Genomic DNA, 19,528 nt, shown 5'->3' with positions numbered 1-19,528 from the left:
GCCATGGAACGGCAGCAGCCTGATAGCCACACCCAGCACCTCTGGGCGACCCAACCCTACGAATGGCTCGATCAACCCGAACAAGAAGGTAGAGCAGCCTGAGCCAGGAATCCCTCTCCCTTCAGGGAGGGGAGGATGTCAACCGCGCAGTCTGCCCCACGGGCGGCCTGTTCGAGGGGATCGACTATCGTGGCCGGGTGAAGATCGCGCTCATGGACTCCGGGATCGGGCTGCTGGCGGCCACCGCCGCGGTACGGCGGCTGCGCCCCGACGCAGATCTCGTGCTCTCCCTGGACCCCGCGGGCATGCCGTGGGGTCCGCGCACGCCGGAGGACCTCACCGCGCGCGCCCTCGCCGTCGCCGAGGCCGCCGCCGCGTACCGCCCGGACGCCCTGATCGTCGGCTGCAACACCGCGACCGTGCACGCGCTCACCGCCCTGCGGGCCGCCCTCGAACCGGACCTGCCGGTCATCGGCACGGTGCCGGCGATCAAACCGGCCGCGGCCGGCGGCGGACCCGTCGCCATCTGGGCGACGCCCGCCACCACCGGCAGCCCCTACCAGCGGAACCTCATCCGCGACTTCGCCGACGGCGTGCCGGTCGCCGAGGTGCCCTGCTGGGGTCTCGCCGAGGCCGTGGAGCACGCGGACCAGACGGCGATCGACGAGGCCGTCGCCGCGGCCGCCGCGCTCACCCCCGCGGACGTGACGACCGTCGTCCTGGGCTGCACCCACTACGAACTGGTCGCCGACCGCATCCGGGCCGCGGTCCGGCACCCGGACGGCCCGCCGCCGGCCCTGCACGGCTCGGCGGGCGCCGTCGCCGCCCAGGCGCTGCGCCGGATCGGCGCCCGGTCCGAACCGGAGACCGCGGCCGAGGGCGGCGTGACCGTACTGCTGAACGGACGGGAGGGCGTCCTGCCCGCCCCGGCCCTGGCCTACGCGGAAGGCCGCCGCCTCCAGCAGGTCACCCCCGCCCGCTGACCCGGGCCGGCCACCCGACGCGTCCCGTCCGGGTGCGGCCGCACGGTCCCGTCACCCTGTGCGACGCGCTACCCGCGCTGCGAAACCTGAGTAACCTCATGGGTATGAGGGACCACCCCCATCCCGAGAACAGTTCCCATCCGGAGGTGTGGACCGGACGGGCCACCAACCGGATGCAGTGGCTGCTGGCGCCGGCCGGCGCCGCCTGCATGGCACTGGGCATCGAGCTGGCCGTCGACTCCGCCTGGACCTCCGGCATCGCCCCGCTGGTGATGTCCGTCGTGGGCTGCATCGCGGCCGGGCTGCTGGTCCTCTTCGGCACCCTCGCCTTCGTGCACGTCGCCGTGCGGGTCGACCACGAGTGCCTGGAGGTGCGCTGCGGGCACATCGGCCTGCCGCGCCGCCGCATCCCGCTCGCCCATGTCGCGGGCGCCGAGTTCGCCCCCCACGTCACCCCGCGCCAGTGGGGCGGCTGGGGCTACCGGTGGCGGCCCGAGAAGGGCACCGCGGTCGTCGTACGCCGCGGCGAGGGCGTCGTGCTGCGCCTGTGGGACGGTCATACGTTCACGATCACCATCGACAACGCCGAGGCGGCGGTGCACGTGATCAGGGACCGGCTCCACCCGTCGGCCCGTGGCCGGGCCTGACCTGCCCGAGCGGCCTGGCCGGTCCCTCGAAGAGGGCCGGCCGTACACTCCCGGAGTGACCGTCACCGCAACTTCCGTCGACGAGTCGGACCGGCTGCGTCCGCAGGCCGCGCCCGCGCCCTGGAGGGCGAGGCTCCTCCGGCTCGTTCCCGCCGCCGCAGCAGCCTTGTCGGGCGTCCTCCTCTACTTCAGCTTCCCTCCGCGCCCCCTGTGGTGGCTGGCGCTGCCCGCCTTCGCGGTCTTCGGCGGGGTGCTGCGCGGACGCACCTGGAAGGCGGCCCTTGGTCTCGGCTACCTCTTCGGCCTCGGATTCCTGCTGCCGCTGCTGGTGTGGACCGGCGTGGAGGTCGGCCCCGGTCCGTGGCTGGCGCTCGTCGCCGTGGAGGCGGTCTTCGTCGCGCTGGTGGGCGCGGGTGTCGCGGCGGTGTCCCGGCTGCCCGTGTGGCCGCTGTGGGCGGCGGCCGTGTGGATCGCTGGCGAGGCGGTACGCGCACGCGTGCCGTTCCACGGCTTCCCCTGGGGCAAGATTGCCTTCGGGCAGGCCGACGGCGTGTTCCTGCCGCTGGCCGCGGTGGGCGGCACCCCGGTGCTGGGCTTCGCGGTCGCCCTGTGCGGCTTCGGCCTGTGCGAGGCCGTGCGCCTGGCGGTGCGGGGGCGGCGCGGAGAAGCGGTACGGCGTCCGGCCGCGGCGGCGGCCCTGCTGAGCGTCGCCGTCCCGGTGGCGGGCGCGGTGGCCGCCGGGCCCCTGGTGAGCGACAAGGCCGAGGACGGCACCGCGACCGTCGCCCTCGTCCAGGGCAACGTGCCCCGGGCGGGCCTGGGGTTCAACGCCCAGCGGCGTGCGGTCCTCGACTACCACGCGCGCGAGACGGAACGGCTGGCCCAGGCGGTGAAGGCGGGCAAGGCCGCCATGCCGGACTTCGTGCTCTGGCCGGAGAACTCCTCCGACATCGACCCCTTCGTCAACCCCGACGCGCGTGCCGTCATCGGCATGGCCGCCAGGGCGGTCGGGGTGCCGGTCTCCGTCGGCGGTGTCGTGGAGCGGGACGGCGAACTGTTCAACGAGCAGATCCTGTGGGACCCGGCCAAGGGGCCCACCCAGACGTACGACAAACGGCAGATCCAGCCGTTCGGCGAGTACCTTCCGTTGCGCCCGCTGCTCGGGGCGATCAACAAGGACTGGACGTCGATGGTCCGGCAGGACTTCAGCCGGGGCGGCAAGCCGGGCGTGTTCACCATCGACGGCACGAAGGTGGGCCTGGCGACCTGCTACGAGGCGGCCTTCGACTGGGCCGTGCGCGACACGGTCATATCCGGTGCGCAGATGATCTCCGTGCCGAGCAACAACGCGACCTTCGATCGCAGCGAGATGACCTACCAGCAGCTCGCCATGTCCCGGATCCGCGCGGTCGAGCACAGCCGTACCGTCGCCGTCCCGGTGACCAGTGGCGTCAGCGCGATCATCATGCCCGACGGGCGGATCACGCAGAAGACCGGCATGTTCGTGCCCGGCTACCTGGTCCAGAAGGTGCCGCTGCGCTCCTCCGAGACGCCCGCCACCCGGCTGGGCACCCTGCCGGAGCTCGCCCTGGTACTGGTCGCGGCCGGCGGCCTGGGCTGGGCCGTCGGCGCCGGACTGCGCGGGCGGCGCGCCCGGAAAGTGTAACCGTACGCCGGAGGTACGCCCCCCGGATGCCCCGGACCGCGCCATGGTCCGGGGCACCCGGCCGTTAGGGTCGGCTCCATGGCAACTCCCGACTTCATCCGTACGATCAGGGCCTCGGCCGGCAACCAGTTGCTGTGGCTGCCCGGGGTCACCGCCATCGTCTTCGACGACGACGGCAGAGTGCTGCTGGGCCGCCGCTCCGACACCGGCATGTGGTCGGTGATCGGTGGCATCCCGGAGCCGGGCGAGCAGCCGGCCGCCTGCGCCGTGCGGGAGGTTCACGAGGAGACCGCGGTGCACTGCGTCGCCGAGCGGGTGGTCCTGGTCCAGGCGCTGGAACCCGTCACCTATGGCAACGGCGACATCTGCCAGTTCATGGACATCACCTTCCGTTGCCGTGCGGTGGGTGGCGAGGCACGGGTCAATGACGACGAGTCGCTGGAGGTGGGCTGGTTCGAGGTGGACGCGCTGCCCGAACTGAACGAGTTCGGCCTGTTCCGGATCAAGCAGGCCATGTTCGATGCACCCACGTGGTTCAACCCCACGGAATTGAGCTGAAGTATGGGCCGTGCCCATATGTGGTGCCGCGGGCGGCCTGCCTAGGGTCACCCCATGACCTCGCCCCTCCCCTCTCCGCACACCCTCTCGCTCGACCTCGGCGGCCGCACAGCGCTCGTCACCGGCGCCGCCGGCGGCATCGGCCGTGCCTGCGCGCTGCGGCTGGCCGCCGCCGGGGCGAGGGTCAGAGCCGTCGACCGGGACGCGCCGGGCCTGGACGCGCTCGCCGAGCGGGCGGGCGCGCTGGCCGGCTCCCTCGAACCGCTGGTGCTCGACCTCACCGACCTGGACGCCGCCGAGCGGGCGGCTGCCGGGACCGATGTGCTCGTCAACAACGCGGGGCTGCAACTGGTGCGCCCCATCGAGGAGTTCCCGCCCGAGGTCTTCCACACCGTGCTCACCGTGATGCTGGAGGCGCCCTTCCGGCTCATCCGCGGCGCCCTGCCGCACATGTACGACCGGCGGTGGGGCCGGATCGTCAACGTCTCCTCCGTGCACGGTCTGCGCGCCTCCGCCTACAAGTCGGCCTACGTGGCGGCCAAGCACGGCCTGGAGGGGCTGTCCAAGACCACCGCCCTCGAAGGCGCCCCGCACGGCGTCACCTCCAACTGCGTCAACCCCGGCTATGTGCGCACACCGCTGGTCGAGGCGCAGCTCGCCGACCAGGCGCGGGCGCACGGCATCTCCGAGGAGCGCGTGCTGTCCGAGGTGCTGCTCAAGGACAGCGCGGTCAAACGGCTGCTGGAACCGGAGGAGGTCGCCGAGGCCGTGGCGTACCTGTGCGGCCCGCAGGCGTCCTTCGTCACCGGCGCCTCGCTGGTCCTGGACGGCGGCTGGACCGCGCACTGACCGACCGCCCGGTTCCTCTTCGCATCCGGGTTTTCCACAGGCTCCACGAGAGGACCGGGCGATGGGTGATCCTGTGGGCATGTCCAGCGATCACGTACAGTCCGCCCGGCGCCCCGCCGCCAGGACTCCGGCCGGCAGCGCCGAGGCCCCCTTTCTCGAGCTGCTGGCCCGGGGCGCGCCCACCGCCGCCTACGAACAGCCGGTGCTGCTCGCCCGCGCCGAGGGCCGGCCGGCCGAGTGGATCGACGCGCTCGAACGAGCCAGACTGCTCGCCCTGCGCGTTCGCGCGGAACTGGAGGGCCGGCGGCGCCGTGAGGCGGAGCTGTCGGCACTGTTCGAGACCGCCCACGACCTGGCCGGGCTGCGCGACCTGGACGCGGTGCTCCAGGCCATCGTGCAGCGCGCCCGCTCGCTGCTCGGCACGGACGTCGCCTACCTCACCCTCAACGACCCCGCCCGCGGGGACACCTACATGCGCGTCACCGAGGGCTCGGTGGCCGCCGGCTTCCAGCAACTGCGCCTGGGCATGGGGGAGGGGCTGGGAGGCCTGGTCGCGCAGACGGCCCGCCCCTATGTCACCGACGACTACTTCGAGGACGCCCGCTTCCAGCACACCGGAACCATCGACGCGGGTGTGCGGGACGAGGGCCTGGTCGCGATCCTCGGTGTGCCGCTCATGCTCGGACCACAGGTGATCGGCGTACTGTTCGCGGCCGACCGGCGGGCCCGCGTCTTCGAACGGGAGCAGATCGCCCTGCTCGGCTCCTTCGCCGCCCTCGCCGCGGCGGCCATCGACAGCGCCAACCTGCTCACCGAGACCCGCTCGGCGCTCGCCGGCCTGGAGCGGGCCAACGAGATCATCCGCGACCGCAGCGGCGTCATCGAGCGCGCCTCGGACGTCCACGACCGGCTCGCCGAACTCGTCCTGCGCGGCGGCGGAGTGCACGACGTCGCCGCCGCTGTCTCCCAAGTGCTCGATGGAGACGTCGAGTTCACCGAGGCTGCCACCGTACCCGCCGACGCCCTGGAGGCCTCCCGGGCCGAGGGACACGCGGTGCCGTACGGCTCGGACTGGATCGCCGCCGTCACCGCGGGCGGTGAACTGCTCGGCGCGCTCGTGCTGCGCGGCCACCCTGGCCTGGACCCCGTCGACCAGCGCACGCTGGAGCGAGCCGCGATGGTCACCTCGCTGCTGCTGCTCGCCAGACGGTCCGCCGCCGAGGCCGAACAGCGCGTCCGCGGCGAGCTCCTGGACGACCTCCTGGACGCCCGCGACCGCGATCCCCGCCTGTTGCGCGAGCGCGCCGCCCGGCTGCACGCCGACCTCGACGCCACGCATGTCGTGCTCGCCGCCCGCCTCGACGCCCGGTCCGCCGACGCCGAGCAGGAGGCCGCCGCCCGCCACCGCCTGTGGTCGGCGGCCTTTCACCTGGCCGCCACCCGGCACGGACTGGCCGCCGCCCGCGACGGCGGTACGGTGCTGCTGCTGCCGCTGCGCCGCGGGGACAGCGCCACTCAACTGGCCCGCAGAACCGCCCGTCACCTCGGCACCGGGGTGCACGAGGCGGTCACCGTGGGCGCCTCCGCCCCCGTCGAGAACCTGGCCGCCCACCCCGAGACCGTCGCCGCCGCCTACGAGGAGGCGCGGCGCTGCCTCGACGCCCTGCGGCTGCTCGGCCGCACCGGCGACGGCGCCGCCGCCCAGGACTTCGGCTTCCTCGGCCTGCTGCTGGCCGGTGACCGGGACATCGCCGGCTTCGTCGACCGCACCGTCGGCGCGGTCGCCGCCTACGACGAGCGGCGCGGCACGGAGCTCATACGCACCCTGGAGGCGTACTTCGCCTGCGGCATGAGCCCGGCCCGGACCAAGGACGCACTGCACGTCCATGTGAACACCGTCGCCCAGCGACTGGAGCGCGTCGGCCGGCTGCTCGGCCAGGACTGGCAGACTCCGGCCCGCGCCCTGGAGATCCAACTAGCCCTGCGCCTGCACCGCTTGTCGGCACCGGCGCAGAGCTGACCCCCGTACGCGAGCGGGCGTACGGGGGCCGGCCGGATCGGGGGAGCGGGAGGGGATCAGAGGGTACGCGCGCCGGCGGCGCGGGCGGCCGTGGACTTGGCGCCCGCGGACGCGTCGACGTCGGCGAGGTCGCGGTGCCGGGTCTCCTTGGCCACTCCCACCGCGATCAGCGTCAGCACGGCCGCCGCGATCACGTACAGGGCGATCGGGGTGGAGCTGCCGTAGGCGGACAGCAGGGCGGTGGCGATCAGCGGGGCGGGCGCGCCCGCGGCGACGGAGGCGAACTGGGCGCCGATGGAGGCGCCGGAGTAGCGCATGCGGGTCGCGAACATCTCGGCGAAGAAGGCCGCCTGCGGGGCGTACATGGCCCCGTGCAGTACCAGGCCCACGGTCACCGCGAGGATGAGGTAGCCGAAGCCGCCGGTGTCGGTGAGCCAGAAGAACGGGAACATCCACAGGCCGACCCCGGCGGCACCCAGCAGGTACACAGGGCGGCGCCCGATCCGGTCCGACAGGGCACCCCAGGCCGGGATCACCGCGAAGTGCACCGCGGACGCGATCAGCACGGCGTTGAGCGCGGTCTGCTTGGAGACGCCGACGGAGGTGGTGGCGTAGACGAGGATGAACGCGGTGATGACGTAGTAACTGATGTTCTCCGCCATCCGCGCCCCCATCGCGACCAGCACATCACGCCAGTGATGCCGCAGTACGGACACCAGCGGCAGCCTCTCGGTCCGGTCCTCGGCCGCCCGCGCCGCCTTACGGGTCTCCGCCTGCGCCAACGCCTGCTGGAACAGGGGCGATTCGTCGACGGAGAGACGAATCCACAAACCGACGACGACGAGTACACCGGAGAGCAGGAACGGAATGCGCCAGCCCCAGCTGACGAAGGCGCTGTCGGAGAGCACGGCGGTCAGCAGCGAGAGCACACCGGTGGCGAGCAACTGCCCCGCGGGCGCCCCGGTCTGCGGCCAGGAGGCCCAGAACCCGCGCCGTCGCGCGTCCCCGTGCTCGGACACCAGCAGCACGGCCCCGCCCCACTCACCGCCCAGCGCGAAGCCCTGGACCAGACGCAGCACGGTGAGCAGCACCGGAGCCGCGCTGCCCACCGTCGCATGGGTGGGCAGCAATCCGATCGCGAAGGTGGCCCCGCCCATCATGAGCAGGCTCAGCACCAGCAGCTTCTTGCGCCCCAGCCGGTCACCGTAGTGCCCGAACACCAGCGCGCCCAGCGGCCGCGCGGCGAACCCGACCGCATACGTCAGGAACGACAGCAGCGTCCCCACCAGCGGATCCGAGTCCGGGAAGAACAGCTTGTTGAACACGAGCGCGGCAGCCGAGCCGTACAGGAAGAAGTCGTACCACTCGATGGTGGTGCCGATGAGACTGGCGGCGACGATGCGGCGGAGGTTCGCCGGGGGTGGGGGAGAGGTGGTCGGGGAGGCCATGTGCGCCACTTCCTCGTGTGCGATGGGGACGGGTACGTGTCGGCACACGGTAGGAACATGCAGGTCAGGCGGACATGTGGCGAGCCAACATAGTCTGGCGGGTGGCTATGCGTGCGGCCACCATGCCAGCCCGTGGAGCGGTGGTTCAGGGGCTCGAAGAGAGCCGAACGAGGACCGTCCGGGAAGCGTGATTAGGGGTGATTTGACGATGCCGTGCTGGCCCCGGTGCTGGTTTGGCGCTGGCTAAAAGACCACGTCATCACCCGTGTTCACCCTCCCGTGCTGACTTGGTGCTGACTACGCTCCGTTGAACTCGGACATCTGGGGGCTGAGCGGTCCTGAGGGTGACCAGGTTGACCAAGCCCAGCCTTGCTCTTCATTCTCTGTGTGTTGGGCGAGGCGCTGCGCTGGATGCCGTGCACGTCCGTCCCAGCAGTTCTTGGTCTGCTGGTGGTACGGCGCTTGTGTGTCTCTGACCTGTGTCGATGACTCAAGTTGCTCCTGATGCGGACGTGGGCGCGGCCTGGGTGTCTGGCAGAGGACGGGCACCGGAGCAGATCGCCGGCCACCTGGCCAAGGCCTACACGCCCGGCTCGGGATGCGGATCAGCCACGAGACGATCTACAAGTCCCTGTTCATGCAGACCCGCGGGGTACTGGCCAAGGCCCTGTAGAAACATCTGCGGTTCGGCCGCCCGACTCGGCGCAACATCCACAACACCGTCGTGGGCGTGGGCGCGCCCCGGCGTATTGGACCACTCGTGCCGGGCCGGGTTATGAGGCGCGGCGGATGGGCGCGGTGGCGGTGGGGGCGACCGCGTTGGGGCCGAACTTCGCACGGATGCGGTCCAGGGTCTGCTCGGTGACGAGCCGGGAAGACGGGCAGTAAACACCACCTGATCTGCGACGGGAAGGGAACGCCGCTCCGGGTCATCACCGCCGCGGCCAACGTCAACGACGACGCAGACCCTGGCCCTGGTCGACGGCATCCCGCCCGTCGCCGGCAAGCCGGGCCGACCGCGCCAGCGCCCCGACGCCCTGCTCGGCGACAAGGGATACGACAGCAACCCCAACCGCCGCGAACTGCGTAAACGTCGGATCCTGCCGGTGATCTCCCGCAAGGGCGCCCCGAACATCAAGGGGCTGGGCAAGCTCCGCTACGTCGTTGAGCAGACCTTCTCGCTCTTGCACCACTTCAAACGCCTGGCCATCCGCTGGGAGCGACGCCTCGACCTGCACGACGCCTTCGTCTCCCTCGCCTGCGGCCTCATCTGCTGGAGGCGCCTGAGGATAGCCCGCCCGTGATCCTGTTACGACTCTGAGGGTCGAGAGAGGTCGGGCACCGCCTGCCTCGGGCAAAGGGCTGATCACGTGCGGGTTGGGCGATGCGTGCGCCGTGCTCTGAGTAGGGCACATATGATCTCTATTCGGGCATAGGCTGGCCGGATTCGGGATCGGGGATGCGGATGGGTCCTTCCTCCACAAGGTGGCCCCGGTACGTCTCGTTCATGCCGGCCGCCATGATCGTTGGCGGGGCCTTCTGGAACCTCCTGACTCCGCGTGCGTACTGGGGTGATTACCTGCTGGTCGCCGCTGTCACGGTGGCAGGAGCACTGCTCTCGCTACGGCACACGATCGCGGCCGGAGCGGCCATCGTCCTGGTCGAGGCGGCGCTGTTGTTCGCGGGTGGTTACCTCGGCAATGTCGCCGCATCGACCATCGAACTGGCCAACCTGGCGTTCACCGCGCTCATCGCGATCGGGGTGAACCGGGTGGTCGCTCGTCATGGGCGCCGTCTGGAGACGGTGCGTTCCGTTGCGGAGGCCGCCCAGCGGGCTGTACTGCCCCCGCCGCCGGCACGTGTTGGCCCCTTGGCCGTCGCCGCGGTCTACAAGGCCGCGCAGATCGAGGCGTTGATCGGTGGTGACGCCTATGCGGTGCAGGACACGCCGTACGGCACCAGGCTGCTGATCGCGGACGTGCGGGGCAAAGGCATGGGCGCGGTCGGCGTGGTGTCCGTCCTGCTCGGCACGTTCCGGGCCATGGCAGACCAGGAGCCCGACCTTGCAGTGCTGGCCGGGCAGCTGGAGCGCGCATTGGTCAAGGAGGGCGCGCTGCGCGAGGAGGAGGTCCGGATGGAGGGGTTCGTCACGGCGCTGCTCGGTGAGATCTCACCGGATGCGGACCAGGTACGGCTGTTGAACTGCGGCCACCCCTCCCCTTACCTCCTCCAGGACACCGCCGTATCCACCCTGGATCCCGGCAAACCAGGTCTGCCGCTGGGCATGAGCGGCCTGGGTGTGCCGCAGGCGGAGCCCGAGACCTGGCCATTTCCGCCTGGCAGCACGCTTCTGCTGGTGACCGACGGTATCACTGAGGCCCGGGACCGTTCCGGAGCCTTCTACGAACCGGCCAGCCGGCTCAGCGGCCGGGGCCCGTTCCGGCAGCCGGACCAGGTGATCGAGACCCTGGTACGCGATGTCGAGCACTGGACCGGCGGTCCACGCGACGACGACATGGCGATCCTGGCCATCACCCGGAGCACCAACGGCCCGGCCCGCCCGTGAACCCACCTCAGGCAGAGCACGCCCAAGTTCGGTCGCTCGGCAACGGCGAACCTTTGCGGTCACAGCCCTGGCTCACCAGAGCGGCCCAGTATGGATACGACCAAGATCTTGTTACGAGCTCTATGCCAGCGGAAACGCTGGCATCGATACAGGCGAAATCGCCAGCCTCCATGCGGGCCTCTCGTTCAAGGTGAACAGCCGCGTTCTTGTTCGGGACTTCCGCCGGTTCGACCGGGAACTCCACGCTGACCTGGCCAACCCCCTGGCTGCTCCGGGCCCAGCAGGCCGCTCGGGCTCTGGGAGAGGCCCGCGGCTGGAGCCGCTGGATCACCAGCGATGTGAACCGAGCCCTGGTCATCGTGCTGTCCGGCTATCGCGAAGGTGAGTCGATCCGATACTCCGAGCTCTTCCCGGCCCTACGAATCCGTGGGCTTCCCGTCGTGCGGATAGCCGAAGTCCTCGACCGTCTCGGCCTGTTCGCCGACGACCGGGCCCCCGCCGTCGACCGGTGGCTGGAGCGAAAACTCGACGGCATGCCCCCAGGCATCCATCGCGCCGTCGAAGCCTGGGTTCGGTGCCGGAGGGCGCCTTGGCGCCGTTGATCCGGCTCAGCTCCGCCTCGCCTGAGCGCACCTTGGTGACGGTTGCCTCGATGCCGGCCCCGGCCATCATTCGGCTCGTCTCGCGGCGCTGGCCCGCCGGCACGAGCGTGACCACACTGCCGGACTCACCGGCGCGGGCGGTGCGGCCCGCCCGGTGCACATGGTCCTTGGGGTCGGTGGGCGGGTCGACGTTGACCACGAGATCGAGGTCGTCGACGTGCAGGCCACGGGCCGCGACATTGGTCGCCACCGGAACGGTGATCTGGCCGTTCTTGAATTGCGCCAGGGTCCGTGTGCGCTGTGGCTGGGACTTGCCGCTGTGCAAGGCCCCGGCGTGCACCCCGCTGGCCCGCAGATGCCGGGTGAGCTGGTCGACGGCGTGCTTGGTGTCGAAGAACAGCAGTACGCGGCCGTCGCGGGCGGCGATCTCCGTGGTGACGGCGTAGCGGTCAGGGCCGTGGACGACCAGAACGTGGTGCTCCATCGTCGTAATCTTGCCCGCGGACGGGTCGACCGAGTGGACGACGGGGTCGTGGAGGTAGCGGCGGACCAGTTCATCGACGTCGCGATCGAGAGTGGCCGAGAAGAGCATCCGCTGACCGTCGGGGTGCACCTGGTCGAGGACGCAGTTGGCCCGCGCCCAGGGAGCCGTCCGGGCCGCATGACGAACCGCCGGGTGCCCTCGGTCTGAACCTTCCCCTTGATCGTGGACACCTGGAGACTGGGACGTGCGGTTCCAGAGGAAGTAGTGCCAGGTGGGAAGCAAGAGCAACCGCAGCAGGCGGTACACGGAGGAGTTCAAACGGGCTGCGGTCGCGCTCGTTCGCTCCTCCGGGAAGACCGTCACCAAGGTGTTGGACGGGCGTCGCCCACAGCCGCACCGCTTTGTCGTCCGGTCCCGAGCATCCCGACACCCTCACCCTGGCACCAGTTGGTCGACTGGCGGGGGAACGAGGGGGGATGTGTTCGGTCATGTCGTGGAAGGTGGACTGGCGGTCGTTGCTGGGGTAAGGATGGCGTAGCAGGCGCGTGATCTGTCGGGCAATGGTCTGGTGTGGATGTTCCGAGAAGGGATGTCCTTGGGCCGGGGTCCAGACGAGAATCCCGGCCCGATTGCGGCGGGCCGGGGATTCTGTGTTGTGCGCCTGGCCGGAGGGCGTCGGCCCGATTACGGCGGGCCGGGGTTCTCCAGCATGCGCATCACGCGGTTGCTGGTTTTAGTCTTCGTCGAATCCGCCGAATTCGCCGCCCTCGCCCTTCTCGTGGTGGCGCTTGATGACGCGGAAGCTGCCGACGACTCCGTTCTTGACCTTTACGCCGTCCTCCATCTCCTCGTGGTGCTTCTTGTGGTGCTCGCCCTTCTCGTGCTCGCCCTTCTCGTGCTCGCCCTTCTCGTCCTCGTCCTCGTCCTTGAACTTCGTGCGGACGTTGTTGGCCTCGCTGTGGGGGCCGACGGTGGCGACGGGGGCGCCGTTGTCGCAGGTGACGCCGCGGAAGAACTCGACGGTCCTCTTGCTGTCGTTGCGGATGTTGAAGCTCTTGGAGCCCAGACCGCTCACTACGGTGATGCAGCCGTCGGGGTGGGCGGAGAACGACCGCTCGTTGATGAAGATTCGGCCGATCTCGTGGTGGCGGCGCTTGCCGTGCTCGCCGCGCTCGCCCTGCTCGCCGCGCTCGCCACCCTCGCCGCCGCGGCCGCCGCCCTCGTTGCCCTTGCCCTGTCCGCCCTCGCCGCCCATCGGGGCGTAGGCGGGAGCGGGGGCCTGTTTGACGACAGCCGGGGCCGTCTGGGGTGCGGTGGCGGCGGTGGCGTAGGTGATGCCGGTCGCGGTCAGTGCCGCAGCGGCCGCGAGGGCCGCGGCGGTCGCGTGGGAACGGTTCATGATCATGTCGCTTGTTCCTTCTGAGACGGAGACTTGTTCCTTCTGAGACGGAGAGAGGAGCGCCCGCTGTGGCAGCCGGTGCGTGATTGAACGTACTAACGCCCCCTATTGCTGTCATATCGAGCAGGTCGGGATCTCCGGCTTTGTGGGGCTGATCGGGTATGTAGAGGTCCTGTACGCCGCTCCGAAGGAGAGCTGAGTGACCATCAAAACTTACCCTAAGTTTGGAGATTGAATGACAATTAGCCCTTGCGGGTGATCTTCTGACGTCTACTCACCCGCCGTGGCGGTGGGTCGCCGGGAAGTGTCGGCGAGTCGCTGCTTGACATGTGGTCTGTCGTAGGTTCCAAGGAGGCCACGTGAACGGTGGCTGTCCGACGAACGCGGCACGGTCGCCGGGACCTCGCCGTCCTGCTGCTGGGCTTCGCCCTCGCCGCCCGCCGTTCCGAACTGCGGCTGCTGGACTGGACCGACCTCGAGGTCGAGGAGGGCCTGGCCGTCGAGGTCTGGCGGCCGAAGGCCAACCATGAGGGCCCGCTCGGCGTGCCCTTCGGCTCCAGCCCGGCCACCTGCCCCGTCCGCGCCTGGCGCCGGTGCCTGATCGAGCACGGCCGCCAGCCGGTCGGTCCCCTGTTCGTGCGCATCGACCGGCACGGCCGCATCGCCCACCCGATGCACCGGCACGGCCAACAGATCGGAGACCCCTCCGGCCGGGGCTGAGCGGTCCTGAGCCGTTGCGTGACCAAGCCCAGCCCTGCTGCTCGGTTTCTGTGTGCTGAGCGAGGCACTGCGCTGGATGCGGTGCACGTCCGTCCCAGCAGATTCTTCGTCTGCTGGTGGTACAGGCGTCACACGTCGCTGACCTGCGTAAAGCGTGGCCACGTACGGCTCGTTGGAGCCGTCGGTCCGGGAATGGTCCGGATCTTGTGCTCAGCGAGACGGGCCTGGTCATCTGTCGACGCCGCACCCCTCGGCTCGTGGACAGCTCCAAGCGGATGTGTTGGCCCGCCCCGTGCTACGGCGAGGTGGGCAGGTGCGGGGAGCGGAGCACGAGCAGGGTGATTTCGCTGGGGGCGAAGACGCGGAACGGCGGGCCCCAGAAGCCGGTGCCGCGGCTGGTGTAGAGGAGGGTGCGGGTGCCGTGGTGGCTGAGGCCGGCGAGGGCGGGCTGGTCGATGCGGACCAGGTGGTGGAAGGGCCAGATCTGGCCGCCGTGGGTGTGGCCGGAGAGTTGGAGGTCGATGCCGTCGGCTGCCGCCCGGTCGACGAACTTGGGCTGGTGTGCCAAGAGCAGGACGGGTAGGTCGGGGTCGGCGCCGTTCAGGGCTCCGGCGAGGTGGGCTCGGTGGCCTGCCAGGCCGGAGGACTCGGCGGTGACGTCATCCACGCCGGCGACCACGAGGGTGTCGCCTCCGCGTTCGAGCAGCAGATGGCGGTTGCGGAGCGGCTCCCAGCCCAGCTCGTCCATCAGGTCGACCCAGCCCTGGGCCTCGCTGTAGTACTCGTGGTTGCCGGTGACGTATACACGGGCACGGGTGGCCTGCACGGTACTGAGTGGGGCGGCCTGGGCGCGGCGGCGTTCGGCCGTGCCGTCCGCGATGTCGCCGGTGTGGCAGACCAGGTCGGCTTCCAGGGTGTTCACCGTCTCGCATACCCGCGCTGACCAGCGAGTGCGATCGAGTGGGCCGTAGTGGGTGTCGGTGATGAGGGCGACGCGGATGCCGTCCAACCCGGCACCCAGCCGTGGGAGTTGCACGTCGAGTCGGCGCACGCGTGGCACGCGGCGGGCTTCGGCGTACCCCCAGGCGAGTAGTACGGCGGTTATGCCGAGTACGGTCCAAGTGACGATTCGGGCCCGGTCCTGACTCTCGCCGACGCCGGGCACGGTCAGGGCGAGCCGCAATGGGACGCCGAGCAGAATGGACCAGGTGAACAGGACCCAGCTGGTGCCCAGCAGGGTGTCACCGATGATCGCCGCCCGGTCCTGCTGGCGCCGGCCGTGGCCGCGCACCATCGCGAGCGGCATACAGATGAGGCCGAGGGCGAACAGGGCGGTGCCGACCCACGTGACGGCGGGCGGCCAGTGCTGACCGGCGTACAGCAGCAGCCAGCAGGGCACGGTCCACAGCAGCACGGGCGCGATCAGGGGGAGGTGGCGCATCAGGCGGCGCAGTCGGCTCTGCTGAGCCTCGTGCGCTGCACTGTTGGCGGATCGCGTCTCGCTGGTATCGGTCACGCTTCCCCTCCTTGGGCAGCCGGGCTGCCGTCGCGCGTACTGTATCCGGCCGCTTCGGATCGGTCGGACGGGGTGTTCATGGTGGGTGACCCACGCGGCGAAGGCGTCCATCGTTACCCGCCCGTGTCACGTCGTCTAACTCTTCGTGCGCCCCACCGGATAGGTCTGAGCGTCGTGCCATGGCATGGCCCGTGCCGGCTGACAGACCGGTACAGGCCCTCATGAAGCGATCTTGCATAACCACTAAAGAGTTGCGAAGCGGTTCCACAGCGATGCGGCGTCGGCTGCGCCGCTTCGAGTGCCGGGGAGCGCGACGCTCGACGACTTGGGAAGGCGCTGCCACACACGCCGTTCCCGGATCCTTGCCCCCGGGCGGACGCCCGCGAGTTCGCGAACTCCGGACTACTGCACCGCTTCGCTGAACTCCATGCCGAGGACATCCGGGTCAGCCGCTCCCGCTGGGAGCGCAACGACCTGACCGTGACCGGCTTCCTGTGCGTGGTTCTCTGCGGCTCGACGCTCCAGGCTCGGGTCCAAGTCCTGCGCGGCGGCCCCAACTTCCTGATCAAGGCAACGTGTTGGTGATCTACAAGACCTCAGGCGCAAGTGGGGTGGTAGGGCAGCGCAGATAGGTACTTTTGCCACTGCGGGCGGCTGGGGGCATCGGTGTTCGCGCAGATCTGTCGGATGGTCTGGTCTGTTCCCAGTGGCCACAGTCGTACCGTGCCGTCCGCTCCGCCGAAGGCGAGGGTCTTGCTGTCCGGGGTAAATGCCAGTGAGTCGAGTTCCAATGCGTTGACGGCGAAGGGCTGGCCGATAGTGGCAGGGTGGGCCGGGTCGCTGACGTTCCACAGGCGCAGACCCTTTCCGCTGGTGGCGAGGGTGTGTCCGTCCGGGCTGAAGGCTATGTCGGTGACGCGGCTGTTGTAGCCGCTGAGTGGGGGGCCGAGGGGGGTGGGGTGGTTGTGGTCGGTGATGTTCCACAGTTTGACTTCGCCGTCGCCGGGGGCTCCGCTGGTGAAAGTCTGGGCGACCGTGGCGAGGGTGTGCCCGTCCGGGCTGAGCGCCATCAAATTGGCCCCGCCGGGGAACGAGGGCCCGGAGCGGGTCGGATGCTCGGGATCGGTCACATTCCACAACTGGACCTTGTCGGAGGTGTATCGGCCGGCGAGGACGAGGGTGTGCCCGTCGGAGCTGAATGCGAATGTGTTGAACTTGAAGGTGCCAGGGCTGGCGGCAGCGGCGATCGGTTGGCCGCGCAGTTGGGGATGTACGGGGTCGGAGATGTCCCAGAGCCTCACGCTGTGGTCGCCGCCGGCAACCACAGTGCTGGTGGAGGTCGCAAGGGTGCGGCCGTCGGGGCTGAACGCCACTGATTCGACGCCGCTCCCGGCGCCTAAGGGGAAGTTGAGCTGGGTGAGGACGGCAGGCTTCGTTGGTTCGGTGAGGTTCCAGAGGATCACGCGCCTTTCGCCGTTGGCGATGGTGGCGAGGGTGCGGCTGTCGGGGCTGAACGCCAGGGATATGACGGTATTGCTGAAGTCTTTGATCAGGCTGAGGGGGGTGGGGTGAGCAGGATCCGCGGTGTTCCACAGTCGCACGGTGTCGTCGGTCGAGGCAGTGGCGAGGACGCGGCCGTTGGGGGCGGACTCGGTCGAGGTGACGCCTGCGGTGTGATCGGTCAGCAGGGCGGTGGGCAGGTGCCACAGCCGCACGGTGTGGTCGTCACTGCCGGTGGTGGCGATCGTGCGCCTGTCGCGGGCGAACGAAACGGAGTGAATCCCTGAGGTCTGGCTGCCCAGGGGTGGGCCGAGGGACGTCGGACGGGCGGGGTCGGCGATGTTCCACAGCCGGAACGTCTGGTCTTCGCCGGGGGTGGCGAGGGTGTGGCCGTCCGGGCTCAACGCCATCGCATAGAAGTTACCGAGGGAGCTCGTCAGGGGGCCGCCCCGTCTCACTACGTGGTTCGGGTCGGTCACATTCAATAGCTGCACGGTGTTGTCGCCGATGGCGAGGGTGCGGCCATCCGGAGTGAATACGGCAACGCCGATGGCCGTCCAGATCTTGCCGAGCGAAATGGGGCGGGCGGGGTTCGCGACGTTCCACATGCGCGCCCCGTCTTCCACCGAGGAGGTGACGAGGGATTGGCTGTTCGGGCTGAACGCGACGACGTTGACTGCCGATTTGTGGTGCATGGGCCGGCCCAGCCGAGTCGGATGGGCGGGGTCCGACACGTCCCACAGCTGTTGGTCTGTGTAGCTGCGGGCGCCGGTGGCCAGGATGTGCCCGTCGGGGCTGAATGCCATCGGGTTGATGGCGGAGGTGTGGGGGAGGGCCGGGCCGAGCGCGCGGGGATGGGCCGGGTCCTTCACGTCCCACAGCCGTACCCCGTCGTGGGCCATTACGCCGCCGGCGATGGCGAGTGTGCCTCCGTCGGGGCTGAACACCAGGGAGGAGGCGCCAGGAATCCGGAGAGGCTGACCGAGTAGGGATGGATGCGCTGGATTCGTCATGTCCCAGATCCGCAACATGCCCTTTTGGTGGTCGTTGTCGTCGTAGCCGATGGCGGCCAGGGTCCGGCCGTCGGGGCTGAAGGCCGCCTTGCTGACGCTGCCGGAGAACTCGCCCAGTGTGGTGGACAGCGGCCGGTTCGCGTCTTCGAGCAGGCGCGTGTAGCGGTCGCCGGTGGGCTTCAGACGGTATGCCTCGGTGTCGATTCTGGCCGCGAGCGAAGGGTCGGTGGCGCGTAACTGATCCGCTTGGGCTGCGATCTGGTTGACCAGCGCGGTCTGCTGCCCGGCCTGTGCAAGGCCGTTCTGGTGGACGGCGAACACCCCAGCCGCCACGGCGGCGAGGGCAAGCGCTGCAACGGCGATGCGGCCGGTGCGGAACTGCCGGGCGTATCGGTCTGCCTCACGCAGAGTGGCAGCGAACCGCACCTCACCGGGAGGGGGAGCTGCCGCGGAAACCTCGAGCCGGTTTGCCTCGGGCGCCACCAGACGAAAGCCCTTACGGCGCACGGCAAGAAGCTTGGCGTCCATGCCCGCGACCCTGATCAAGTGACCGTCCGTGTCGAGGGCGCCGGTCACCGCGGTGCGCGAGCGCAGCCCGTAGAAGACATCGCGGAGCCAACTCGCCCCAGGCCGACGCCACAGCAAGGCCCGCAGTCCGAGCGCGAAGGCCACGCCAAGCGACGGTCCCTCTATCCGGTCCGGCGCCGCGGCTTCGTCGGACAGGACGATCCGCCACACCACGCAGCGACCATTTTGCTGCGGACCGGCCACGCGCCAGGCGGCGCCCAGCGCTGCGGCGAACTGGCCGTTCGGGCTGCGTACTCCGTCCATCGTCCGCGGGTCTGGATACAGGCCCGCAGGTCCTGCGGGGAACTCCCGCAGTTCCAGGATGCCGGTGGCACCCTCAGCTGCAGGGGCATCTCCGCTTGGCTCGGAAAGGCGGCCGAAGACCACGGGTACGCGGGCGACGGGACGTCGGCGCGGCGCGATGCCAGCCATCATCAGCGCGGCAATCACCAGAAGGGCCTCGGCAGCCGACGACGGCCCGCCCGCAGCCGCGGTTAGGCGCAGCTGCTGGCTCCGCTGCAGGAGCGCGTCGATACCGCCGGCAAGCCGCGGCGAGAGGTTGGAGAGTCCCTTTCCAGAGGGCTGCGTGGGCCCAGGAGCGGCATCGAGGCCCAGCAGCCCGCCGCCCGCCCACGCCCCGAGCAGCCGCAGCAATGCGCCGTCGTGTTCCTCGGCACCACCTGGGGATGCGAGGAGCGCCCTGGCCAACAGAAGAGGGTGATCGGCTCGTACCGCAGCTGCGTGTTCCTGATCCGATGCGGTTGCTTTGAGCCAGGTGTGCAGGTTCTCGCAGTCGCGCCCCGCCAGCCAGGCCGGATCGTCCCGGACCGCCTCGCTGCAGCAGCTCCACCACAGCGCTGACTCGCCCAGCAGCTCCCGGGCCGCAGTCTGCGGACCGGATGCGCGCTCCAGTACCTTCTCGACCGCGATCCGAGCCGTGCGGCCGGCACGATGTCCCGGCAAGCGCCAGCCCGTTGGGCGGGCCGCCAC

12 protein-coding genes and 2 pseudogenes are annotated in these 19,528 nt (G+C 70.2%); 9 read left to right on the top strand and 5 right to left on the bottom strand.

Annotated elements, in window-relative coordinates; translation table 11 throughout:
- Positions 1–197 precede the first annotated feature (197 nt).
- The 6 genes from ABZ818_RS33300 to ABZ818_RS33275 all read left to right on the top strand — a co-directional run bounded on the left by ABZ818_RS33300 (position 198) and on the right by ABZ818_RS33275 (position 6,723).
- Positions 198–983 (top strand): aspartate/glutamate racemase family protein, encoded by a 786-nt coding sequence (locus ABZ818_RS33300; protein ID WP_361422996.1) that lies wholly within the window; start codon positions 198–200, stop codon positions 981–983.
- Between the two features lie 104 nt (positions 984–1,087).
- On the top strand, positions 1,088–1,630 hold the full coding sequence (locus ABZ818_RS33295) for a hypothetical protein (protein ID WP_361422993.1): 543 nt from the start codon (positions 1,088–1,090) through the stop codon (positions 1,628–1,630).
- 55 nt (positions 1,631–1,685) lie between these two features.
- Entirely contained in the window at positions 1,686–3,296 is a 1,611-nt protein-coding gene (gene lnt / locus ABZ818_RS33290) for an apolipoprotein N-acyltransferase (RefSeq protein ID WP_361422990.1), read from the top strand.
- Positions 3,297–3,374: 78 nt separating this feature from the next.
- Positions 3,375–3,854, top strand: coding sequence for an NUDIX domain-containing protein (locus ABZ818_RS33285; RefSeq protein WP_361422987.1), 480 nt, complete (start codon positions 3,375–3,377; stop codon positions 3,852–3,854).
- Positions 3,855–3,908: 54 nt separating this feature from the next.
- Complete coding sequence (locus ABZ818_RS33280) at positions 3,909–4,703, top strand: 3-hydroxybutyrate dehydrogenase (RefSeq protein ID WP_361422984.1); 795 nt, start codon at positions 3,909–3,911, stop codon at positions 4,701–4,703.
- Between the two features lie 79 nt (positions 4,704–4,782).
- A complete protein-coding gene (locus ABZ818_RS33275) occupies positions 4,783–6,723 on the top strand; it encodes a GAF domain-containing protein (RefSeq protein ID WP_361422981.1) in 1,941 nt (646 codons plus the stop codon).
- Positions 6,724–6,779: 56 nt separating this feature from the next.
- Here the strand turns inward: ABZ818_RS33275 and ABZ818_RS33270 are convergent, their stop codons facing one another.
- Positions 6,780–8,171 (bottom strand): MFS transporter, encoded by a 1,392-nt coding sequence (locus ABZ818_RS33270; RefSeq protein WP_361422978.1) that lies wholly within the window; start codon positions 8,169–8,171, stop codon positions 6,780–6,782.
- Positions 8,172–9,130: 959 nt separating this feature from the next.
- Between ABZ818_RS33270 and ABZ818_RS33265 the strand changes: the two are divergent.
- Together ABZ818_RS33265 and ABZ818_RS33260 are read left to right on the top strand one after the other, a co-directional pair.
- Positions 9,131–9,475, top strand: a pseudogene (locus ABZ818_RS33265) (transposase); the annotation flags it as partial.
- A 215-nt stretch (positions 9,476–9,690) separates the two neighbouring features.
- The gene (locus ABZ818_RS33260) at positions 9,691–10,737 is read left to right on the top strand and encodes a PP2C family protein-serine/threonine phosphatase (RefSeq protein ID WP_361422975.1); all 1,047 of its coding nucleotides are present in this window, start codon (positions 9,691–9,693) and stop codon (positions 10,735–10,737) included.
- A gap of 354 nt (positions 10,738–11,091) precedes the next feature.
- On the opposite strand, the pseudogene ABZ818_RS33255 reads toward ABZ818_RS33260, so the two are convergent.
- Together ABZ818_RS33255 and ABZ818_RS33250 are read right to left on the bottom strand one after the other, a co-directional pair.
- Positions 11,092–11,964: pseudogene (locus tag ABZ818_RS33255) on the bottom strand (DEAD/DEAH box helicase); the annotation flags it as partial.
- Positions 11,965–12,556: 592 nt separating this feature from the next.
- Positions 12,557–13,228, bottom strand: a complete 672-nt coding sequence (locus ABZ818_RS33250; protein ID WP_361422972.1) for a hypothetical protein — start codon at positions 13,226–13,228, stop codon at positions 12,557–12,559.
- Positions 13,229–13,588: 360 nt separating this feature from the next.
- Here ABZ818_RS33250 and ABZ818_RS33245 point away from each other — a divergent pair, with 360 nt between their 5' ends.
- Entirely contained in the window at positions 13,589–13,942 is a 354-nt protein-coding gene (locus tag ABZ818_RS33245) for a hypothetical protein (RefSeq protein ID WP_361422969.1), read from the top strand.
- 295 nt (positions 13,943–14,237) lie between these two features.
- Here the strand turns inward: ABZ818_RS33245 and ABZ818_RS33240 are convergent, their stop codons facing one another.
- Entirely contained in the window at positions 14,238–15,458 is a 1,221-nt protein-coding gene (locus ABZ818_RS33240; RefSeq protein WP_361422966.1) for a metallophosphoesterase, read from the bottom strand.
- Between the two features lie 596 nt (positions 15,459–16,054).
- Positions 16,055–19,528 (bottom strand): WD40 repeat domain-containing protein, encoded by a 3,474-nt coding sequence (locus ABZ818_RS33235; RefSeq protein ID WP_361422963.1) that lies wholly within the window; start codon positions 19,526–19,528, stop codon positions 16,055–16,057.

Source organism: Streptomyces sp. NPDC047453 (genome assembly GCF_040643155.1).
Classification (GTDB): Bacteria; Actinomycetota; Actinomycetes; order Streptomycetales; family Streptomycetaceae; genus Streptomyces.
Note: the sequence above shows the minus strand (reverse complement) of the source record. Positions and strands in the feature narration are given on the sequence as shown.

Excerpts from the sequence above, each read along its gene's own strand:
- ABZ818_RS33295 (WP_361422993.1), top strand. The coding sequence starts at position 1,088 with ATGAGGGACCACCCCCATCCCGAGAACAGTTCCCATCCGGAGGTGTGG.
- ABZ818_RS33280 (WP_361422984.1), top strand. The coding sequence starts at position 3,909 with ATGACCTCGCCCCTCCCCTCTCCGCACACCCTCTCGCTCGACCTCGGC.
- ABZ818_RS33260 (WP_361422975.1), top strand. The coding sequence starts at position 9,691 with ATGATCGTTGGCGGGGCCTTCTGGAACCTCCTGACTCCGCGTGCGTAC.
- ABZ818_RS33270 (WP_361422978.1), bottom strand. The coding sequence starts at position 8,171 with ATGGCCTCCCCGACCACCTCTCCCCCACCCCCGGCGAACCTCCGCCGC.
- ABZ818_RS33250 (WP_361422972.1), bottom strand. The coding sequence starts at position 13,228 with ATGATCATGAACCGTTCCCACGCGACCGCCGCGGCCCTCGCGGCCGCT.
- ABZ818_RS33285 (WP_361422987.1), top strand. The coding sequence starts at position 3,375 with ATGGCAACTCCCGACTTCATCCGTACGATCAGGGCCTCGGCCGGCAAC.
- ABZ818_RS33275 (WP_361422981.1), top strand. The coding sequence starts at position 4,783 with ATGTCCAGCGATCACGTACAGTCCGCCCGGCGCCCCGCCGCCAGGACT.